Here is a 13,602-nt window from a genome sequence, read left to right as displayed (position 1 = left end):
CCCCCGGGGGTGAGGGGTTACCGCCGGTCAGTCTGGGGATCGTACGGCCCTGGCGTGGGGGGTTTGTGCGGGTCCGGGGATGATCCGGAGCCGGGCATGTGCAATCTCGGCGGTTATGTGAGGGTCGTTCACCTTCTGTGCGGAACCCGGCTCGTCCGCGCCGGCCCCGCAGGTCAGGCGCGTTCCAGGATCGCCGTCACCCCCTGGCCGCCCGCCGCGCACACCGAGATCAACCCGCGCGCCGGGGCGTCCCGTTCGGCGAGCAGCTTCGCCAGGGTGGCGACGATCCGGGCGCCGGTCGCGGCGAAGGGGTGTCCGGTCGCCAGCGAGGACCCGGCCACGTTCAGCCGCGCCCGGTCCACCGGCGCCAGCCCCTGCTTCTCCCAGGCGGCCAGGGTGGCGAGCACCTGGGAGGCGAACGCCTCGTGCACCTCCACGAGATCGAAGTCCTCGATGCCCAGCCCGGCCCGCTCCAGCATCCGCGGCACCGCGTACGCCGGTGCCATCAGCAGCCCGTCCTCGCCGCCCGCGACATCGCCCGCCACGAAGTCCACCGCGGCCGTCTCGTACGCGGTGAGGTAGGCCAGCGGCTCCAGCCCCCGCTCCTCGGCCCACTCCTCACTGGCCAGCAGCACCACCGCGGCCCCGTCCGTCAGCGGCGTCGAATTGCCGGCCGTCATCGTCGGCTCGGGCCCGTCCAGCCCGAACACCGGCTTCAGTTCGGCCAGTTTCTCCACGGTGGACCCCGGCCGCAGATTCTGGTCACGGGCCAGCCCCCGGAACGGCACCACCAGGTCCTGGAAGAACCCGCGTTCATAGGCCGCTGCCAGCCGCTGGTGACTGGTGGCCGCCAGCTCGTCCTGCGCCCGGCGGCTGATGCCCCACGCACGGGCGGTGATGGCCGCGTGCTCGCCCATGGACAGCCCGGTGCGCGGTTCCGCGTTGCGCGGGATGTCCGGCACCAGATGCCCCGGCCGCACCTTGGCCAGCGCCTTCAGCCGCGCCCCCAGCGACTTGGCGCGCCGGGCCTCCAGCAGCACCTTGCGCAGGGTGTCGTTGACGCCGAGGGGCGCGTCGCTCGCGGTGTCCGCGCCGCCCGCGATCGCGGACTCGGTCTGCCCGAGGGCGATCTTGTTGGCGGCGGCGATCACGGCCTGGAGTCCGGTGCCGCAGGCCTGCTGGATGTCGTAGGCGGGGGTGCGGGGATCCAGCGCCGAGCCGAGCACGGTCTCCCGGGCGAGATTGAAGTCCCGGCTGTGCTTGAGCACGGCCCCCGCGACGAACTCGCCCACCGCACCGCGCCCCCGCAGCCGGTACCGCTCGACGAGACCATTCAAAGCCGCCGTGAGCATCTCCTGATTGGACGCGGTGGCGTACGGGCCGTCGGAGCGGGCGAACGGGATACGGCTGCCGCCGATGATCGCGACGCGGCGCACGGCCGCCGGTTCCAGGGGACTCATCTCGACCTGCTCCTCACCGTGAGCTTACCTCCGGTAACCTTACTCCAGAGTAAGCACCGACGTGAGCCCTTCACACCCGCTGGGAGTCGCACATGGCCGACCGCTACCTGAGCTTCACCGGCACCGCGCCCGGCCGCTTCCTCACCCGCCGCCTGGGCCTCCCCCGGCCCGCGGCGCTGAAGCGCCACTCGCCCGAGCAGCCGGATCTGGCGGGCGGCCTGCTGCACCTCACCGCGGGCAAGTCCGACCTCGACCTCGCCCCGGTCCTCGCCCGCACCAACCTCCCCGCCACCGGCACCGACCCCGCGGCCGTCGTCCTCGACGCCACCGGCATCCGCAGCATCGAGGACCTGTCCGAAGTCCACTCCGCCCTGCATCCCGTCCTCCGCTCCATCACCCCCAGCGGCAGGGTCGTCGTCCTCGGCGCCCCGCTCGACCCCGCCGACCACCACCAGGCCGCCGCCCAGCAGGCCCTGGAGGGCTTCACCCGCTCCCTCGGCAAGGAGATCGGCCGCGGCAGGACCGTCAACCTGGTCCGCCTCACCGACGCCGAGGCCGCCGAGTCGACCCTCCGCTTCCTCCTCTCCCCCAAGTCCGCCTACGTCAGCGGCCAGGTCGTCGAGGTCGGCACCGCGCCGGTCACCACCCCCGCCGACTGGAACCGCCCCCTGGCCGGCCGCACCGCCCTGATCACCGGCGCCGCACGCGGCATCGGCGAGGCGGTCGCCGAGACCCTGGCCCGCGACGGCGCCAAGGTCGTCGTCCTCGACGTGCCGCAGGCAGAGGCGGACGCCCGCCGCGTCGCCGACCGCCTCGGCGGCACGGCCCTCCCCCTCGACATCACCGCCGCCGACGCCGGCGCCCGTATCGCCGAGGCCCTCCCCGACGGCCTCGACATCCTCATCCACAACGCCGGCATCACCCGCGACCGCCGCCTGGTCAACATGCCCGCCGAACGCTGGATCCAGGTCCTGGAGGTCAACCTGGCGAGCGTGCTGCGCACCACCGACTTCCTCCTCACCGCCGGCACCCTCAAGCCGGGCGGCCGCATCGTCGCCACCGCCTCCATCGCGGGCATCGCCGGAAACGCCGGCCAGACCAACTACGGCGCCAGCAAGGCAGGCATCATCGGCCTGGTCCGCTCCCTCGCCCCCCGTGCCCTCGCCGACCACGACGTCACCGTGAACGCCGTCGCCCCCGGCTTCATCGAAACCAAGATGACCGCGGCCATCCCCCTCCTCATCCGCGAAGCCGGCCGCCGCATGAACTCCCTGGCCCAGGGCGGCCAACCGATCGACGTCGCCGAGACCACCGCCTGGCTCGCCCACCCCGCCTCCGGCGCGGTCAACGGCCAGGTCGTACGGGTCTGCGGCCAGAGCCTGCTGGGAGCGTGACCCGTGCAGCCCCGCCACGTCCTCACCGCACCCCCGTCCCTGACCCCCCTCCTCACCCGGGGCGCCCTGCTCTCCCCCCTCAAGCGCCCCCGCCCCGACGCGCCCTTCCCGCGCACCCGCCTGGTCCTCCCCGGCCTGCGCGTGGACCTGGCCCGCCTCGCCGCCTACGAGCGGGTCTGCGGCTTCCCCACCGGCGAGGACGACCTGCCGGTCACCTATCCGCACGTGCTGGGCTTCCCTCTCGCCATGCGCCTGATGAGCGACCGCGCCTTCCCGCTCCCGCTCCTCGGCCTGGTCCACACGTCCATCGCCATCACCCGGCAGCGCCCCCTCCCCGCCACCGGCGCGTACGAACTCCACGTCCACATCGCCGATCTGACCCCCCACCGGCGCGGCACCGAGGCGACCGTCGTCACCGAACTCCACACCGACGACTCCGTCGCCTGGGAATCCCGCAGCACGTATCTGGCCCGCCACCGCACCGACACCGGGCCATCCCCCGAACGCAAGACTCCGGACCCCCTCCCCACCCTCTCCGAATGGCGTCTGCCCGCCGACCTGGGCCGCCGCTACGGCGCCGCGTCCGGCGACCGCAACCCGATCCACCTGCACCCGCTCACCGCGCGCCTCTTCGGTTTCCCCCGCGCCATCGCGCACGGCATGTGGACGGTGGCCCGCTGCCTGGCCGCCCGCGGCGTGCCTCCGGCGGCGACGATACGAGCGGATTTCAAGGCACCGGTCCTGCTGCCGGGCACGGTGACCTACGGCGCGCGGGACGGGCGCTTCGAGCTGAGGAGCGGCGAAGGCGGACGACGCCTTCACCTCACCGGCGAAGTACTCCCCTGCTGATCACCCTCGTCGTCGGCCGGGGGCACCCACCGGTGCCCGTTCATCAGATCGCCGAGTCCTGCCCAGGCGAAGTTCATCAGGGTGGCCGCGGCCTGGCGGGCGGTGACTCCGGGGGTGGCGTTGGCCCAGTCGGCCAGCGACTCGGCGGCGCCGACGAGGGCCTCGGCGAGGCCGGCGACCTCGGCCGCCGGGAGGTCGGGGTCGCGGTGGGCGTCGCGGGCGGCGGCGAGGATCAGCTGGGTCACGAAGGCGACGATCTCGGCGCGCATGGCGGCGACCTCGCCGGCGAAGACCTCGCCGTGGGTGCGGGCCTGGAGGTGCAGGACGGACCAGCCGTCGGGGTTGCGGGCGGTGTGCGTGAAGAAGGCGGTCAGGCCGGACCAGAGCTGGCGGTCGGCGGGGAGGTCCGGGCGGGCGCCGGCCCGCACGGCGTCGATGAGGGCCTTTGCCTCACGGCGGATGCAGGCGCTGAACAGGTCCTCCTTGGAGTTCAGGTAGAGGTAGACCAACGGCTTGGAGACACCGGCCAGTTCGGCGATCTCGTCCATGGACGCGGCCATGTAGCCCCGCTGGCCGAAGATCTTTACGGCGGCGTCCAGCATCTGCTGTTCCCGCACCGCGCGCGGCATCCGCTTGGTCTTGACGGCAGGCATACCTTTCAGAGTACGGGGCGGCTTGACGGGCCGAGCTGCAGCTCGCGCACGCCTGGACATCGAACGTGGTCTCCGACCGGGGCTTTCACCCGCCCTGCGTTGAGCTTGCCGACTCGCAGGGTGCCCTTCGCTTGGCTTGGCACCCGGGGTGGGCGCTACGCGCACCCCCACCGGAGCCGCGGTTGCGCCGCAGGCATCAGACGCGCACCCCCACCGGGCCACACGGGCGGCGGGAACGCCGCTGCCCCGCCCGGCGGGTGTGCGGGCGGGGCCCGGCGGGTGTGCGGGCACGGGGTTTCCGGAAACCGGGGCGCCGATCATGCCCTGTCTGATGTGACAGACCTTACGAAGCCTGCCCCTGCGCCGGCCGCTGAGCCGGGCCCTGAGCCGAACCCTGGACGGGCTCCGGCTTCTGCTCCGCACCCTGCGCCCGCGCCGCCTCGTCCGCACCGTCCTCCGCCTTGCGGTTGGCCTCCAGGTTCGCCTTCACCCGGTCCACCCGCCGCACGATCTGCTCCGAGGCACGATCCCGCTCCTTGCGCAGCGCGACAAAGCTGATCGGCGCGGAGATCACCAGCGCGAGCAGCACGATCCACAGGCCGTTGGACCGGCCCAGGCCACGCGGGGCGAGGCCGGAGTAGACGAGACCCCAGACGACCACGAGGCAGCCCACGAAGATCCCGAGGCGCATCAGCGTGTAGCGGAGCATCTCAATCCACTCTTCCGTTTCTGGCACAAAGAGGCACCGTCCAGTGAAGCATGCCGGGACACCGATCTTTCACGGGGGTACGAAGCAGCCCCTCAGCTCGGCTCGGCTCGGCTCTGCTCAGCTCACCCCAGCTGCAACAACATGATCACGTCATCCCGGTCGTCCCCAGGCGCCACCCGGATCGCCCCCGGAACGCGCCCGACCTCCTTGTACCCGCACCCCGCATAGAACCGCTCCAGCCCCAGCCCACCCCGGCAGGTGAGCCGGATCGCCTCGACCCCCTCCATGTCCCGCGCGGCCCGCTCCGCCGCCGCCAGCAGCTCCCGTCCGTACCCCTTGCCCTGATGCCCGGGGTGCACCATCACCGTGTAGAGCCAGACCCAGTGCGTCATCAGCCGGTGCGTGTTCCGCGTGAGGAACGCCGTGGCCGCCACCCGCCCCTCCTCGTCGTACCCGACGAGCAGCCGCGACCGCTCCTCCGCCATGGCGGCGAACTGCCGCACCAGCTCCGGCCGGACCTCCTCCCGGTCCACCGGCGGCACGAACCCCACCGCCCCGCCCGCGTTACTGACATCGACCCACAGCTCCAGCAGCCCGTCCCGCAGCTCACGCGTCACCGGCGGATCCACGACAAACGTAAGAGGCATAAGCCGACCCTACCCCTTACCCAAGCGCCTCCGCAGCCACTTCCAGATCGGCCACCAGCCCCTGGTACGAGTACCCGACGGCCCAGGCCCGCTGCACCAACCTCAAAGGGGCGCGGGGAACTGCGCGCCCAGCCACACGAAACCCGCACCCGCCGGCGCACAGAACGCCCCCACCCCGAAGGCGCCCGCCCTCAAAAGCGCCCCCAAGGCGCCCGCACTCAAACGGCGCCCCGCGCCATCACACCCGCATCGGCTGCGGCGACTCCCGCCGCTCCGGATCCGGCCCCTCGTACTCCCGGATGATCTCGTACCGCGTGTTCCGCTCCACCGGCCGGAACCCGGCATCCCGGATCAGCTCCAGCAGATCCTCACGCGTCAGCTTGTTCGGCGTCCCGAAGTTGTCCGCATCGTGCGTGATCTTGTACTCGACGACCGACCCGTCCATGTCGTCCGCCCCGTGCTGCAGCGCGAGCTGCGCCGTCTGCAGCCCGTGCATCACCCAGAACACCTTCACATGCGGCACGTTGTCGAACAGCAGCCGCGACACCGCGAAGGTCTTCAGGACCTCCGCCCCCGTCGCCATCTGCGTCCGCGCCTGGAGCCGGTTGCGGACCTTGCCGTCCTTCATGTCGACGAAGTCGTGCTGGTAGCGCAGCGGGATGAAGACCTGGAAGCCGCCGGTCTCGTCCTGCAGCTCGCGCAGCCGCAGCACATGGTCCACCCGGTGGCGGGGCTCCTCGATGTGCCCGTACAGCATGGTGCACGGGGTCTTCAGACCCTTCTGGTGCGCCAGCCGGTGGATCCGGGACCAGTCCTCCCAGTGGGTGTCGTGGTCCACGATGTGCTGCCGGACCTCCCAGTCGAAGATCTCCGCACCGCCGCCGGTCAGGGACTCCAGGCCCGCGTCGATCAGCTCGTCCAGAATCTCCGAGGCCGGCAGCCCGGAGATCTTCTCGAAGTGATGGATCTCCGTCGCCGTGAACGCCTTCAGCGACACGCCCGGCAGCGCGGCCTTCAGCTCGCGCAGCGACCGCGGGTAGTACCGCCACGGCAGGTTGGGGTGCAGCCCGTTGACGATGTGCAGTTCGGTGAGGTTCTCCGACTCCATCTCCTTGGCGAGCCGGACCGCCTCCTCGATGCGCATGGTGTACGCGTCCTTCTCCCCCGGCTTGCGCTGGAAGGAGCAATAGGCGCACGACGCCGTGCACACGTTGGTCATGTTGAGGTGCCGGTTGACGTTGAAGTGCACCACGTCGCCGTTGAGCCGGGTGCGCACCTCGTGGGCGAGCCCGCCGAGCCAGGCCAGGTCGTCCGACTCGTAGAGCGCGATGCCGTCCTCGCGGGTCAGCCGCTCACCGGAGCGGACCTTCTCCTCCAGCTCGCGCTTGAGCCCGACGTCCATGCCGTTACCTCTCTCCCAGAAGACAGACCCGACCCACCGTACGCCCCGGTCAGTGGACCTCTTCGGGCAGCTCGCCCACCCGGTTCTCCCACTTCGTGGAGAGCACGATGGTGGTCCGGGTGCGGGAGACGCCCTTGGTGCCGGAGAGCCGGCGGATGATCTTCTCCAGGCCGTCCACGTCGGTCGCGCGCACCTTGAGCATGAACGAGTCGTCGCCGGCGATGAACCAGCAGTCCTCGATCTCCTGCAGGTCGCGCAGCCGCTGGGCCACGTCCTCGTGGTCGGCGGCGTCGGAGAGCGAGATGCCGATCAGGGCGGTGACGCCGAGACCGAGCGAGGCGGCGTTCACGGTGGCCCGGTAGCCGGTGATGACACCGGCCGCCTCGAGCCGGTTGATGCGGTCGGTGACGCTGGGTCCCGACAGACCGACGAGGCGCCCCAGCTCCGCGTAGGAGGCCCGGCCGTTCTCCCGGAGGGCCTGGATGAGCTGCCTGTCCACCGCGTCCATCGAATCGAAGCCTTCCAGTGAAGAGGTCTGAGGAGTCGTGAGTGAAGTCGTGACTGAGAAGTCCGGTCGTGCTCAGATCGGCCGGTCGCCGCCGCCCAGTTCCCCCTGCCAGCGGCGGTAGAGCCGGTGCTGGACACCCGCCGCGTCCAGTACGCGTCCGGCGACGAAGTCCACCAGGTCCTGGATGTGCGTCGCGCCCGCGTAGAACGCCGGTGAGGCGGGCACCACGGTCGCGCCCGCGTCGTCGAGGGTGACCAGGTGCCGCAGGGTCTGGCCGTTCAGCGGGGTCTCCCGCACGGCCACGACCAGTGGGCGCCGCTCCTTGAGGGTGACGCTCGCCGCGCGCTGCAGCAGGTCCTTGGACAGCCCGAGCGCGACCCCGGCCACGCTGGCCGTGGAGGCGGGCACGATCAGCATGCCCTTCGTCGGGTACGACCCCGAGGACGGGCCGGCCGCCAGGTCGCCCGCGGGCCAGTACCGCACGGCGTCGGCCTCCACGTTCACGGTGAACGTGTCCGGCTTGCCGTCGGCACCCCGGGACAGCCAGGCGCGCAGGTCGTCCCGCCAGTGGGCGTCCCGGAAGGAGATCCCGGTCTCGTCCAGCAGGGTGAGCCGCGAGGCACGGGAGACGACCAGGTCGACGCTCTCGCCGGCGGCGAGCAGCGCACGCAGCACGGCGGCCGCATAAGGCGTGCCGGACGCGCCGGACACCCCTACGATCCAAGGCGTACGCGCCGTCTCTCCTGGCTTGAGCGGGTTCACACCCCCGAGCCTATCCGGCTCCGCAGGGTGGGAACCGGCCCAGGGTCCCCGTGCGTTCCCCGGACGGGACGACTGAGGCGGGGGCTGCCATGTCCGGTGTGCGAGACGAGTGGTCGCGCGGCGACCGCGTGAGGGCCGCGGCCCAGCTGATGGTGGGCTGGGTGGCGCTGCTGTGGCTGCTGGAAGCGGTCGACGTGGCCACCGGTCACGCCCTGGACGACTACGGGATCGTCCCGCGGGAGCCCTCTGAACTGACGGACATCGTCCCGGCGGCCTTCCTGCACTTCGGCTTCGACCATGTCGCCGCGAACAGCGTTCCGCTGCTGGTCCTGGGCTTCCTGGCGGCACTGGGCGGCCTGCGCCGGTTCGCCGCCGTCTGCGCGCTGATCATCGTGGCGGACGGACTGGGTGTGTGGTTGCTGTCCCCGGCGCACAGCAACACGGCGGGCGCCTCCGGCCTGGTCTTCGGCCTCTTCGGCTACCTGCTGGCCACCGGCTTCGTCGAGCGCCGCCCCCACGGCATCCTGGTCGCCGTCCTGATCGCCGCCGTCTGGGGCGGCTCCATCCTGGCGGGCATAGCCCCCACCCAGACGGGCGTCAGCTGGCAGGGCCACCTGGTCGGCCTGATATCCGGCATCGCCGCAGCCTTCCTCTTCCGCCGCCGCCCGGCACCGGTCGCATGACACCACGGACCCCGGCGGAGCAGGCGCTGGCCCAGTCCTGTACGACCGGTGACGGCAGTGTGCGCTTCGTTGTCGAAGACCTGTCGGTGGACCGGCTTCCCCGGGGCCACCTCCTCCTCGCCTACCGGCTGCGCGTGGAGCGTCCGGGAGCGGAGGCCGAGCGCTGGGCCGTCTCCCTCCCCTGGGAGGACCGGTCCTTCACGGACGTCTTCGACTCACCGTCCCCGGAGTCCGAACGGCTGCGGCAGCTCGTGCACCTGATGCGCGCCCTGCTGGAGGAGTGGTGGGACACCAAGGGCCACAACCGCCGCTCGGCCAGGCTGGGCCAACGCCTCCCCTGACACCGTCACATTGTCCGTTCAGCGCTTCACCCTCTGGGCGATGCGCAGGATGTCGCTCAGCGACCGGGTCAACTCCGCCACGAGGTACCGCAGCTCCTGCGGCCCCGCCTCGTCCGCCAACTGCCGGGCGTGCCCCAGCAGGACGTCGGCCATCTCGAGCTGTACGTCCTCCGCCGCGTCGGCAAGGCGGGAGACGCGGCCGGGGCGCTCCGGGTCGGCGATGACGTAGGCGGTCTTGCCGTCCGCGCGGGACCACGGCAGGCAGCGCGGACGGCAACTCTCCTCGGAAGCCGGCTCGAACCTCATGCGACCTCCACCCCGTGCATCACGTACGGCCCGGGCCCGTCGAGCCCCAGCTCCGCCAGCTCCAGCTCCCACCGCCGAGCCGCCTGCTCGGCGGCGATGACGTAGGGGCGTACGGCGCGGGTCTCCTCCCCGGAGAGAGGCTGAGCGTGACGCGGACGCGACCGGGTGCGGATGAAGGGCGGTGTGACGTGGAGGGAAGGCGGAGCGAGGTGTCCGGCCGACGGGACGGGAACGGACAGAAGCATTCGGGCCAGCCTCAGAAGGATCACCAGGGACGCGAGGAAGAGGGCCGCGCAGGAGAGAAGTAGAGGGATAGAGTCGGACATGCGTCAGCTCCTGTTCAGCTGGTGCCGTGCCCCGGGGCGGTTGCAGCCGTCGCCGGGGTTTCTTGCAGTGACGCCACGGTAGCAGGGTCATGCTAAGCATGCTAGGCATCAAGGGGATCGCACGGATGTCTTAGTCCGCCGCACGATGGGAGGATGGAGTTCGAGCCCGACGTTCCCCGCTGGCGGCAGGTGGCCGCCGTCATCCGCGGTCGCATTGAAGACGGCACCTACCCACCCCGTACGCGTGTGCCTTCGGTCGTCCAGATCATCGCCGAGTTCGGCGTCGCATCGGCGACGGCTCACAAGGTGAACCAGAACCTGAAGAAGGAAGGCCTCGTCTACACCGAACCCGGCCTCGGCTCCTTCGTCTCCCCCGACGCCCCGGAGATCCTGCGCAAGGCCCGCGCGGCAGCCGAAGCGGAAGCTACGGAGTAGCCGCGAGGCCCCGGCGCCAGGGCGCGTCCCCTGGCGCCGGGGCCTCGGCCACCTGTTTCAGACCGTCAGCCCCCGGACCAGCAGGTCCAGCAGCGCGCAGACGAAGAGGGCGATGCCGATGAAGCCGTTGACGGAGAAGAACGCGCGGTTCAGGCGGGAGAGGTCGTCGGGGCGGACGATGGTGTGCTCATAGACGAAGGCGGCGGCCACGATCAGCAGGCCCAGCCAGAAGAAGGCACCGGCGCCGGTGAGGACGGCGTACCAGGCGAACAGGGCCGTGGTGACGACGTGGCAGCCGCGGGCGCTCCAGATGGCGGCCGGGATGCCGAAGCGGGCCGGGACCGAGCGCACGCCGATCCTGCGGTCGGCCTCGACGTCCTGGCAGGCGTAGATCAGGTCGAAGCCGCCGATCCAGATGCCCACGGCGAGGCCGAGGACGACGGCGTCCCAGGACCAGGCGCCGGTGATCGCCAGCCAGCCGCCGACCGGGCCCATGGCCTGGGCGAGCCCGAGGATGGCCTGCGGGAAGTCGGTGAACCGCTTGCCGTAGGGATAGACCACCATCGGGATCACCGCGACGGGCGCGAGGGCCAGGCACAGCGGGTTGAGCAGGGCCGCCGCGCCCAGGAAGACGACGAGGGCGATGAGCGCGCCGGTCCAGGCGTGCCGCACGGTCATCGCGCCGGTGACCAGCTCGCGGTGCGCGGTGCGCGGGTTCCGGGCGTCGATCTCGCGGTCGATGATCCGGTTGGCGGCCATGGCGAAGGTGCGCAGCCCGACCATGGCGAGCGTCACCAGCAGCAGCCGGCCCCAGTGGATGTTCTTGTCCCACTGGTACATCGCGGTGAGGGAGGCGATGTAGGCGAAGGGCAGGGCGAAGACCGAGTGCTCGATCATCACCAGGCGCAGGAAGGCCCTGGTGCGTCCCGGCTGCTGCGGCAGCGCTGCGGAGGCCGAGGTCACAGTCCGTACTCCTTCCAGCGGCGGTCCACCTTGGCGGCGGTCTCCGGGTCGGACTCGACCATGTCCGGCCAGCCGCCGTCGCGCGTATACCCCTCCTCGGGCCACTTCTTCGTCGCGTCGATGCCGGCCTTGCCGCCCCAGAACTGCTGGTACGAGGCGTGGTCGAGATGGTCGACCGGGCCCTCGACGACGGTGAGGTCACGGGAGTAGTCCGTGTTGCCCAGCGCCCGCCAGGCCACTTCGTGCAGGTCGTGCACGTCGCAGTCGGCGTCGACGACCACGATCAGCTTGGTCAGCGACATCATGTGCGCGCCCCAGATGGCGTGCATGACCTTCTGCGCGTGCTTGGGGTACTTCTTGTCGATCGAGACGATCGCGCAGTTGTGGAAGCCGCCGGCCTCGGGCAGGTGGTAGTCCACGATGTCCGGGACGATGATCTTCAGCAGGGGCAGGAAGAAGCGTTCCGTCGCCCGCCCCAGCGGCCCGTCCTCGGTCGGCGGGCGGCCGACCACGATCGACTGCAGCAGCGGGCGCTTCCGCATCGTCACGCAGTCGATCTTCAGCGCGGGGAAGGGCTCCTGCGGGGTGTAGAAGCCGGTGTGGTCGCCGAAGGGCCCCTCGGGCAGCATCTCGCCCGGCTCCAGCCACCCCTCCAGCACGACCTCGGCGTTCGCCGGCACCTGGAGCGGCACGGTCTTGCAGTCCACCATCTCGATCCGCTTGCCCTGCACGAACCCGGCGAACAGGTACTCGTCGATGTCGCCGGGCAGCGGCGCGGTGGAGGCGTAGGTCACGGCGGGCGGGCAGCCGAAGGCGATGGCGACCGGCAGCCGCTCTCCCCTGCGGGCCGCCACCTGGTAGTGGTTGCGGCTGTCCTTGTGGATCTGCCAGTGCATGCCGATGGTGCGCCGGTCGTGGCGCTGCAGCCGGTACAGGCCCAGATTGCGGATGCCCGTCTCCGGGTCCTTGGTGTGGGTGAGCCCCAGGTTGAAGAAGGAGCCGCCGTCCTTGGGCCAGGTGAACAGGGCGGGCAGCTTCTCCAGGTCCACGTCGTCGCCGGTGAGCACGACCTCCTGGACCGGTGCGTCCTTCACCTTCTTCGGCGGCACGTGGGTCATCGCGCCGAGCTTGCCGAAGGCCTCGCGGATGCCGACGAAGCCGTGCGGCAGCTCGGGCTTGAGCAGTCCGGCGATCTTGTCGCTGATCTCGCTGTACGACTTCAGCCCGAGTGCCTTCAGCAGGCGCCGGTCGGTGCCGTACACGTTCATGGCGAGCGGCATGCTGGAGCCGCGCACGTTCTCGAAGAGCAGCGCCGGGCCGCCGGCTTTCTGCACCCGGTCGACGATCTCACCGACCTCCAGATACGGGTCGACCTCGGCCTTGATGCGCTTGAGGTCGCCCTCGCGCTCCAGCGCCCTGAGCAGGGAGCGAAGATCGTCGTAAGCCATGCGGTCAAGTATCCCCGAGCGGCTACCCTGGCCGTGTACCACCCACCGCTTCCGCTGGAGAGGCCCCATGCTTCGGGTGCTGATGTTTCTCGTGCCGCTGGCACTGAGCATCTATGCGTTCATCGACTGCATCAGCACGAGCGACGAGGACGTCCGCCACATGCCCAAGCCGCTGTGGGCGATCCTGGTGCTGCTGTTCCCGCTGGTCGGCTCCATCTCGTGGATCATCGCCGGCAAGAAGCGGCACCCGGTCGCCCGTGGGACGGGACGCGGCCAGTGGGTGGCCCCGGACGACAACCCCGACTTCCTGAAGTCCCTCGACGAGAACAAGCCCCGCGAGCGGGACCGGGACCGCGATGCCGACAAGGACCGCGAGCGGGACAAGGACCCGGACGAGGACCCCAGGACCGACTGAGCGGACGGGCGCACTCCGTCCCCGCCTCTCTCCAAGCCCCGCCCCGCTTTCATCCCGTTCTGCGCGTCGCCGCCTAACGGGCTTGTGGAGCGGCAAGTTCGTCAGTGCAGAGCTGCGGTGAAGTCCGCCCACGCGCTCCGGCCGACCACCAGCACCGGGCCGTCAGGCTTCTTGCTGTCGCGGACGGGAACGACGGCGGGAAATCCGGGGGCCACTTCGACGCAGTCTCCACCGTTGGCGCCGCTGCGGCTGCTCTTGATCCAGGTCGTGGCCGAGCTGAACTCGTGGCTGGCCATGGTTC

General features: G+C 71.1%; 18 protein-coding genes. 6 read left to right on the top strand and 12 right to left on the bottom strand.

The genetic code is table 11. From position 1 onward, the window contains the following. Nucleotides 1-173: 173 nt before the first annotated feature. On the bottom strand, nt 174-1,460 hold the full coding sequence (locus ABD198_RS05425; protein WP_343998203.1) for an acetyl-CoA C-acetyltransferase: 1,287 nt from the start codon (nt 1,458-1,460) through the stop codon (nt 174-176). 92 nt (nt 1,461-1,552) lie between these two features. Here ABD198_RS05425 and ABD198_RS05420 point away from each other — a divergent pair, with 92 nt between their 5' ends. After that, nucleotides 1,553-2,854: a 3-oxoacyl-ACP reductase gene (locus ABD198_RS05420; protein WP_343998202.1), complete on the top strand. Its 1,302-nt coding sequence runs from the start codon at nt 1,553-1,555 to the stop codon at nt 2,852-2,854. Nucleotides 2,855-2,857: 3 nt separating this feature from the next. Next, entirely contained in the window at nt 2,858-3,703 is an 846-nt protein-coding gene (locus ABD198_RS05415) for a MaoC family dehydratase (protein ID WP_343998201.1), read from the top strand. Here the strand turns inward: ABD198_RS05415 and ABD198_RS05410 are convergent. The 6 genes from ABD198_RS05410 to ABD198_RS05385 all read right to left on the bottom strand — a co-directional run bounded on the left by ABD198_RS05410 (nt 3,673) and on the right by ABD198_RS05385 (nt 8,333). After that, nucleotides 3,673-4,356, bottom strand: coding sequence for a TetR/AcrR family transcriptional regulator (locus tag ABD198_RS05410; RefSeq protein ID WP_343998200.1), 684 nt, complete (start codon nt 4,354-4,356; stop codon nt 3,673-3,675). The two genes, ABD198_RS05415 and ABD198_RS05410, sit on opposite strands and share 31 nt — an antisense overlap. A 343-nt stretch (nt 4,357-4,699) precedes the next feature. Then, nucleotides 4,700-5,065, bottom strand: a complete 366-nt coding sequence (locus ABD198_RS05405; RefSeq protein WP_343998199.1) for a DUF4229 domain-containing protein — start codon at nt 5,063-5,065, stop codon at nt 4,700-4,702. 122 nt (nt 5,066-5,187) lie between these two features. Then, nucleotides 5,188-5,712, bottom strand: coding sequence for a GNAT family N-acetyltransferase (locus tag ABD198_RS05400; protein WP_343998198.1), 525 nt, complete (start codon nt 5,710-5,712; stop codon nt 5,188-5,190). Between the two features lie 238 nt (nt 5,713-5,950). Beyond that, nucleotides 5,951-7,114, bottom strand: coding sequence for an aminofutalosine synthase MqnE (gene mqnE, locus ABD198_RS05395; RefSeq protein WP_343998196.1), 1,164 nt, complete (start codon nt 7,112-7,114; stop codon nt 5,951-5,953). Between the two features lie 49 nt (nt 7,115-7,163). After that, nucleotides 7,164-7,622 carry an Lrp/AsnC family transcriptional regulator gene (locus tag ABD198_RS05390; protein ID WP_343998195.1) on the bottom strand — a complete coding sequence of 153 codons (459 nt, stop codon included), beginning with the start codon at nt 7,620-7,622 and terminating at the stop codon, nt 7,164-7,166. Nucleotides 7,623-7,694: 72 nt separating this feature from the next. Next, nucleotides 7,695-8,333 carry a UbiX family flavin prenyltransferase gene (locus ABD198_RS05385; RefSeq protein WP_425580424.1) on the bottom strand — a complete coding sequence of 213 codons (639 nt, stop codon included), beginning with the start codon at nt 8,331-8,333 and terminating at the stop codon, nt 7,695-7,697. A gap of 140 nt (nt 8,334-8,473) precedes the next feature. Here ABD198_RS05385 and ABD198_RS05380 point away from each other — a divergent pair, with 140 nt between their 5' ends. Both ABD198_RS05380 and ABD198_RS05375 read left to right on the top strand, forming a co-directional pair. Then, nucleotides 8,474-9,067: a rhomboid family intramembrane serine protease gene (locus tag ABD198_RS05380; RefSeq protein WP_343998193.1), complete on the top strand. Its 594-nt coding sequence runs from the start codon at nt 8,474-8,476 to the stop codon at nt 9,065-9,067. Continuing rightward, a complete protein-coding gene (locus ABD198_RS05375; RefSeq protein ID WP_343998192.1) occupies nt 9,064-9,408 on the top strand; it encodes a hypothetical protein in 345 nt (114 codons plus the stop codon). Before ABD198_RS05380 ends, ABD198_RS05375 begins: the two co-directional genes overlap by 4 nt. Nucleotides 9,409-9,426: 18 nt before the next feature. Here the strand turns inward: ABD198_RS05375 and ABD198_RS05370 are convergent, their stop codons facing one another. Next, a complete protein-coding gene (locus ABD198_RS05370; RefSeq protein WP_343998191.1) occupies nt 9,427-9,714 on the bottom strand; it encodes a hypothetical protein in 288 nt (95 codons plus the stop codon). Beyond that, nucleotides 9,711-10,040, bottom strand: coding sequence for a hypothetical protein (locus ABD198_RS05365; protein WP_343998190.1), 330 nt, complete (start codon nt 10,038-10,040; stop codon nt 9,711-9,713). Before ABD198_RS05365 ends, ABD198_RS05370 begins: the two co-directional genes overlap by 4 nt. A 153-nt stretch (nt 10,041-10,193) precedes the next feature. Here ABD198_RS05365 and ABD198_RS05360 point away from each other — a divergent pair, with 153 nt between their 5' ends. Continuing rightward, complete coding sequence (locus ABD198_RS05360) at nt 10,194-10,475, top strand: GntR family transcriptional regulator (RefSeq protein ID WP_343998189.1); 282 nt, start codon at nt 10,194-10,196, stop codon at nt 10,473-10,475. Nucleotides 10,476-10,532: 57 nt separating this feature from the next. Here the strand turns inward: ABD198_RS05360 and mqnP are convergent, their stop codons facing one another. Both mqnP and ABD198_RS05350 read right to left on the bottom strand, forming a co-directional pair. Next, on the bottom strand, nt 10,533-11,438 hold the full coding sequence (gene mqnP / locus ABD198_RS05355; RefSeq protein WP_343998188.1) for a menaquinone biosynthesis prenyltransferase MqnP: 906 nt from the start codon (nt 11,436-11,438) through the stop codon (nt 10,533-10,535). Next, nucleotides 11,435-12,886 (bottom strand): menaquinone biosynthesis decarboxylase, encoded by a 1,452-nt coding sequence (locus tag ABD198_RS05350; RefSeq protein ID WP_343998187.1) that lies wholly within the window; start codon nt 12,884-12,886, stop codon nt 11,435-11,437. Before ABD198_RS05350 ends, mqnP begins: the two co-directional genes overlap by 4 nt. 67 nt (nt 12,887-12,953) lie before the next feature. Here ABD198_RS05350 and ABD198_RS05345 point away from each other — a divergent pair, with 67 nt between their 5' ends. Continuing rightward, nucleotides 12,954-13,301, top strand: a complete 348-nt coding sequence (locus ABD198_RS05345; RefSeq protein ID WP_343998186.1) for a PLD nuclease N-terminal domain-containing protein — start codon at nt 12,954-12,956, stop codon at nt 13,299-13,301. 101 nt (nt 13,302-13,402) lie between these two features. Here ABD198_RS05345 and ABD198_RS05340 read toward each other — a convergent pair whose 3' ends face one another. Continuing rightward, nucleotides 13,403-13,597, bottom strand: a complete 195-nt coding sequence (locus ABD198_RS05340; protein WP_343998185.1) for a DUF397 domain-containing protein — start codon at nt 13,595-13,597, stop codon at nt 13,403-13,405. Nucleotides 13,598-13,602 lie beyond the last annotated feature (5 nt).

It is taken from the genome of Streptomyces thermocarboxydovorans (assembly GCF_039524635.1).
GTDB lineage: Bacteria > Actinomycetota > Actinomycetes > Streptomycetales > Streptomycetaceae > Streptomyces > Streptomyces thermocarboxydovorans.
The sequence above is the reverse complement of the archived record's forward strand: the minus strand, read 5'-3'. Positions and strand labels throughout refer to the sequence as shown.

What these genes read in the sequence shown, in the direction of transcription:
- ABD198_RS05375 (WP_343998192.1), top strand. Translation starts at nt 9,064, where the DNA reads ATGACACCACGGACCCCGGCGGAGCAGGCGCTGGCCCAGTCCTGTACG.
- ABD198_RS05400 (WP_343998198.1), bottom strand. Translation starts at nt 5,712, where the DNA reads ATGCCTCTTACGTTTGTCGTGGATCCGCCGGTGACGCGTGAGCTGCGG.
- ABD198_RS05405 (WP_343998199.1), bottom strand. Translation starts at nt 5,065, where the DNA reads ATGCTCCGCTACACGCTGATGCGCCTCGGGATCTTCGTGGGCTGCCTC.
- ABD198_RS05350 (WP_343998187.1), bottom strand. Translation starts at nt 12,886, where the DNA reads ATGGCTTACGACGATCTTCGCTCCCTGCTCAGGGCGCTGGAGCGCGAG.
- ABD198_RS05365 (WP_343998190.1), bottom strand. Translation starts at nt 10,040, where the DNA reads ATGTCCGACTCTATCCCTCTACTTCTCTCCTGCGCGGCCCTCTTCCTC.
- mqnE (WP_343998196.1), bottom strand. Translation starts at nt 7,114, where the DNA reads ATGGACGTCGGGCTCAAGCGCGAGCTGGAGGAGAAGGTCCGCTCCGGT.
- ABD198_RS05420 (WP_343998202.1), top strand. Translation starts at nt 1,553, where the DNA reads ATGGCCGACCGCTACCTGAGCTTCACCGGCACCGCGCCCGGCCGCTTC.
- ABD198_RS05390 (WP_343998195.1), bottom strand. Translation starts at nt 7,622, where the DNA reads ATGGACGCGGTGGACAGGCAGCTCATCCAGGCCCTCCGGGAGAACGGC.
- ABD198_RS05410 (WP_343998200.1), bottom strand. Translation starts at nt 4,356, where the DNA reads ATGCCTGCCGTCAAGACCAAGCGGATGCCGCGCGCGGTGCGGGAACAG.
- ABD198_RS05425 (WP_343998203.1), bottom strand. Translation starts at nt 1,460, where the DNA reads ATGAGTCCCCTGGAACCGGCGGCCGTGCGCCGCGTCGCGATCATCGGC.
- ABD198_RS05380 (WP_343998193.1), top strand. Translation starts at nt 8,474, where the DNA reads ATGTCCGGTGTGCGAGACGAGTGGTCGCGCGGCGACCGCGTGAGGGCC.
- ABD198_RS05345 (WP_343998186.1), top strand. Translation starts at nt 12,954, where the DNA reads ATGCTTCGGGTGCTGATGTTTCTCGTGCCGCTGGCACTGAGCATCTAT.
- ABD198_RS05340 (WP_343998185.1), bottom strand. Translation starts at nt 13,597, where the DNA reads ATGGCCAGCCACGAGTTCAGCTCGGCCACGACCTGGATCAAGAGCAGC.
- ABD198_RS05370 (WP_343998191.1), bottom strand. Translation starts at nt 9,714, where the DNA reads ATGAGGTTCGAGCCGGCTTCCGAGGAGAGTTGCCGTCCGCGCTGCCTG.
- ABD198_RS05360 (WP_343998189.1), top strand. Translation starts at nt 10,194, where the DNA reads ATGGAGTTCGAGCCCGACGTTCCCCGCTGGCGGCAGGTGGCCGCCGTC.